5 protein-coding genes and 1 pseudogene are annotated in these 4,138 nt (G+C 68.1%); all 6 read right to left on the bottom strand.

What is annotated here, in order from left to right:
* Positions 1 to 201: 2-oxoglutarate dehydrogenase E1 subunit family protein (locus tag AX685_RS19060; protein WP_156445938.1), on the bottom strand; the 201-nt coding region annotated here is incomplete at its 3' end.
* Between the two features lie 88 nt (positions 202 to 289).
* Positions 290 to 1,180 carry a succinate--CoA ligase subunit alpha gene (gene sucD, locus AX685_RS19055; protein WP_066491548.1) on the bottom strand — a complete coding sequence of 297 codons (891 nt, stop codon included), beginning with the start codon at positions 1,178 to 1,180 and terminating at the stop codon, positions 290 to 292.
* A complete protein-coding gene (locus AX685_RS19050) occupies positions 1,177 to 1,803 on the bottom strand; it encodes a hypothetical protein (RefSeq protein ID WP_066491546.1) in 627 nt (208 codons plus the stop codon). Before AX685_RS19050 ends, sucD begins: the two co-directional genes overlap by 4 nt.
* 5 nt (positions 1,804 to 1,808) lie before the next feature.
* Entirely contained in the window at positions 1,809 to 2,771 is a 963-nt protein-coding gene (gene mdh, locus AX685_RS19045) for a malate dehydrogenase (protein WP_066491543.1), read from the bottom strand.
* 130 nt (positions 2,772 to 2,901) lie between these two features.
* Positions 2,902 to 3,990 (bottom strand): cell division protein ZapE, encoded by a 1,089-nt coding sequence (gene zapE / locus AX685_RS19040; protein WP_066491541.1) that lies wholly within the window; start codon positions 3,988 to 3,990, stop codon positions 2,902 to 2,904.
* A 19-nt stretch (positions 3,991 to 4,009) separates the two neighbouring features.
* Positions 4,010 to 4,138: pseudogene (locus AX685_RS22940) on the bottom strand (PaaI family thioesterase); the annotation flags it as partial.

The raw sequence follows: 4,138 nt of genomic DNA, 5'->3' as shown, positions 1-4,138 counted from the left end.
CAGATCGTCGGTGGTGGTCAGCGGCCACCGCTCGTTGGTCCAGGACGGCGCGTTCAGCGTGCCCTCCAGCCCTTCGAAGAACTGGCGCCAGCCGGGCTCGACAGTGTCGGGCGAGGTCTTGAAGCGCGCGTACAGCGCGTCGATGAACGCGGGGCTGACGCCGCCCGCGATGTCGCCGAAATCCTGACCTTCGTAGCCCATGACGATCCTACCTTCGTCGTCCCGGCACCGGCCGGGATGTCCCGCGGCGCGCCGCCCCGGCCGGAACCGGGGCGGCCGCCTGTTACGCTTACTTGTTCAGCACGCTCAGCAGCGTCGAGCCCAGCTCGCTGGGGCTCGCCGCGACCTTGATGCCGGCTTCTTCCATCGCCGCGATCTTGTCCTCGGCGCCGCCCTGGCCGCCCGACACGATCGCGCCGGCATGGCCCATGCGACGGCCCGGAGGCGCCGTGCGGCCCGCGATGAAGCCGGCCATCGGCTTCTTGCGGCCGCGCTTGGCCTCGTCCTTCAGGAACTGCGCGGCCTCTTCCTCGGCCGAACCGCCGATCTCGCCGATCATGATGATCGACTGGGTCGCCTCGTCCGCCAGGAACAGCTCCAGCACGTCGATGAAATTGGTGCCGTTGACCGGGTCGCCGCCGATGCCGACCGCGGTGGTCTGGCCCAGGCCGGCGTTCGAGGTCTGGAACACCGCCTCATAGGTGAGCGTGCCGGAGCGGCTGACGACGCCGACCGACCCCTTGCGGAAGATGTTGCCCGGCATGATGCCGATCTTGCACTCGCCCGGCGTCAGCACGCCGGGGCAGTTCGGGCCGATCAGCCGCGACTTCGAACCCGACAGCGCGCGCTTCACCTTGACCATGTCGAGTACCGGGATGCCCTCCGTGATCGCGACGATTAGTGGCACCTCGGCGTCGATCGCCTCCAGGATCGAATCGGCGGCGAAGGGCGGCGGCACGTAGATGACCGATGCGGTCGCGCCGGTCTTCTCCACCGCCTCGTGCACGGTGTTGAAGTTGGGCAGGCCCAGTTCCTCGTGGATCGTGCCGCCCTTGCCCGGCGTGACGCCGCCGACCATCTGTGTGCCGTAATCCAGCGCGGTCTTCGTGTGGAAGGTGCCGGTCTTGCCGGTCATCCCTTGCGTGATGACCTTGGTGTTCTTGTCGACGAGGATGCTCATTTCTTCTCCTCACTCCCTTTCGCGGGCGCCGGATCGGTAGCGCCCGGCATGACCCAATCGGCCTTCATCATCAGGCCGGACAATGTCAGCAGCGCCACCACCGGACTGTCGGCGGGGACACTGACGATCTCGAAGCTGTCGGCGTCGTCGGGCGCGCCGATGTCCCAGCCCAGCTTGCTCAGCATCGGCTGGTCGGAGGACGACGTCGGCTTGCGGCCGAGGATGCGCGTCGCCTCCGCAGCGGGGATGCGGCGCGTTTCACCCGGATCGTACAGGCGGCAGCCGACCACCATCGTATCGCCGTTCACGATCCCCGACGGGATCAGGTACAGCCGCTCCCCCGCGACGGTGCGTTCCAGGACGGCGATATCGCCGATGATATGCCCGGTGCCGGACAGCATCGCGCCGCCCATTTCCTTGCCCATCGCTGCCAGCTTGCCGACCGGCGTGGCGGCCGGATCGGCCGCGCGCGTCCAGCCGGCGGGCGTCGCGCCCTTCAGCACCGTGGTCACCGCTGTTGCCGAGGGGCACGCCTCGCGCAACGCCCCGATCACCTCGGCGGCCGGATAGCCGGCCGGAGAAGCGCCCGCCATCGCGGCGGCGAGGAGCAGCGCGGGCGCCACGACGATCAGGCCAGCGAGCCGTCGATGCCCTTGCAGGCGACGAGCAGTTCCTTGACCGCATCGACCGAGACCTGAAGGTTCGCCTTCGCCTCGTCCGACAGCTTGACCTCGACGACCTTCTCGACGCCGCCGGCGCCGATCACGACGGGCACGCCGACGTAGAGGTTGTCGATGCCATATTCACCCGACAGGTGCGCCGCGGCCGGCAGGATACGCTTCTGGTCGTACAGATACGCCTCGGCCATCGCGATGCCGCTGGTGGCGGGCGCGTAATAGGCCGAACCGGTCTTGAGCAGCGCGACGATCTCGCCGCCGCCGCCGCGCGTGCGCTTGATGATCTCGTCGACCTTCTCGCGGGTGGAGAAGCCCATCTCGATCAGGTCGCTGACCGGGATGCCGCTGACGGTCGAATATTCCAGCACCGGCACCATCGTGTCGCCGTGGCCGCCGAGCACGAAGGTGTTCACGTCCTTCACGCTGACGCCGAATTCCTCCGCGAGGAAGTGGCTGAAGCGCGCCGAGTCGAGCACGCCCGCCATGCCGACGACCTTGTTGTGCGGCAGGCCCGAGAATTCGCGCAGCGCCCACACCATCGCGTCGAGCGGGTTGGTGATGCAGATGACGAACGCGTCCGGGGCGTTCGCCTTGATGCCCTCGCCGACCGCCTTCATGACCTTCAGGTTGATGCCCAGCAGGTCGTCGCGGCTCATGCCCGGCTTGCGGGCTACGCCGGCGGTGACGATGATGACGTCGGCGCCCGCGATGTCGGCATAGTCGTTCGAGCCCTTGATCGTGGCGTCGAAGCCCTCGACCGGGCCGCACTGCGACAGGTCCAGCGCCTTGCCCTGCGGCACGCCCTCGACCACGTCGAACAGGACGATGTCGCCCAGTCCCTTGAGCGCGGCCAAATGTGCGAGCGTGCCACCGATATTGCCGGCGCCGATCAATGCGATCTTCTTGCGGGCCATCCCATCCCCTTCCGTCGTTGACGTGTGAATGGTCACGCCGCCTACGCCCTTCCGGGCGATGGGGCAACCGCTAAAGCACGAGTCTTAAAAGATTACATGATAATCGTTCGCAAGAGCAATAAGCTGCTGCTCAGGCCACGTCGCCGTGCCCCTGCGCAAGGTAATCGTCGGACCGCATCTCTTCCAAGCGGCTGACCGTTCGCTGGAATTCGAACGCCCCGTCGCCGCGCGGATACAGCGCATCGGGCTGCGCATCGGCCGCCGCCAGCAGCTTCACCTTATGTTCGTACAGCGCGTCGATCAGGCTGACGAAGCGCGCCGCCTCGTTGCGGTTGTCCGGCCCCAGCATGGGGATGCCGACCAGGATCACGGTATGGAACCGGCGCGCGATCGCCAGATAGTCGGCCGATCCGCGCGCCTCGCCGCACAAGCGCCTGAAGCTGAACACCGCAACGCCCTTCAGCGCCTTGGGCACGTGCAGCGTGCGGCCCTGTACGGTCAGTTCCTCCGACGGGATCGGCTCGGTCACCTCATGGTCGGTCAGGCGGAAGAATGCCGCCGACAGCTCCGCCGTCGCCACCGGGCCGTTAGGGACCAGCCAGGTATCCTGCTGCCCCAGCCGGTCGCGGCGGTAGTCGACCGGGCCGTTGAGCGCCAGCACGTCCAGCCGCTCCTCGATCAGCGCGATGAACGGCAGGAAATGCTCGCGGTTCAGCCCGTTCTTGTACAGGTCGCGCGGCGGGCGGTTGGAGGTGGTGACCACCGTCACCCCCGCCTCGATCAGCGCGGTGAACAGCCGCGACTGGATCATCGCGTCGGGGCTGTTGGTCACCATCATCTCGTCGAACGCCAGCAGCCGCGCCTCCTGCGCCAGCGCGGCGGCGACCGGCGGGATCGGATCGCCCAGTTCCTTGCGCCGCTCGATCGCGATCCGGCCGTGCACCTCCAGCATGAACTCGCCGAAATGGACGCGCCGCTTCGCCGCGACGCCGGTCTGCGCGTAGAACAGGTCCATCAGCATCGACTTGCCGCGCCCGACATCGCCCCACAGATAGACCCCGCGCGCCGGCACCACGCGGCGGCGCAGCAGTCCGGTGGTACGCGGATGCTCCAGCTCGCGCGCCAGCGCGTCGAGGCGCGCGGCGGCGGCGGCCTGTTCGGGGTCGGGGCGCAGCTCGCCGGCGGCGATCAGCTGGTCGTAGGCGTGCAATACCGTCATGTCGTTCCCGTCGGCGCGATCACCGGCCAGGCTTGCGGATCGTTCCCGAAAATTCGGTGACCGGCCGTTCCGCCTGCACCAGCAGCCCGCGCAGGAAGATCAGCCGCCCGGTTTCGCGCAGCATCTCCACCCGCGCCTCCAGCGGCTC

This window comes from Sphingomonas sp. CCH9-F2 (genome assembly GCF_001556735.1).
In the GTDB taxonomy this organism is placed as follows: domain Bacteria; phylum Pseudomonadota; class Alphaproteobacteria; order Sphingomonadales; family Sphingomonadaceae; genus Sphingomonas; species Sphingomonas ginsenosidimutans.
The sequence above is the reverse complement of the archived record's forward strand: the minus strand, read 5'-3'. Positions and strand labels throughout refer to the sequence as shown.

Excerpts from the sequence above, each read along its gene's own strand:
- mdh (WP_066491543.1), bottom strand. The coding sequence starts at position 2,771 with ATGGCCCGCAAGAAGATCGCATTGATCGGCGCCGGCAATATCGGTGGC.
- zapE (WP_066491541.1), bottom strand. The coding sequence starts at position 3,990 with ATGACGGTATTGCACGCCTACGACCAGCTGATCGCCGCCGGCGAGCTG.
- sucD (WP_066491548.1), bottom strand. The coding sequence starts at position 1,180 with ATGAGCATCCTCGTCGACAAGAACACCAAGGTCATCACGCAAGGGATG.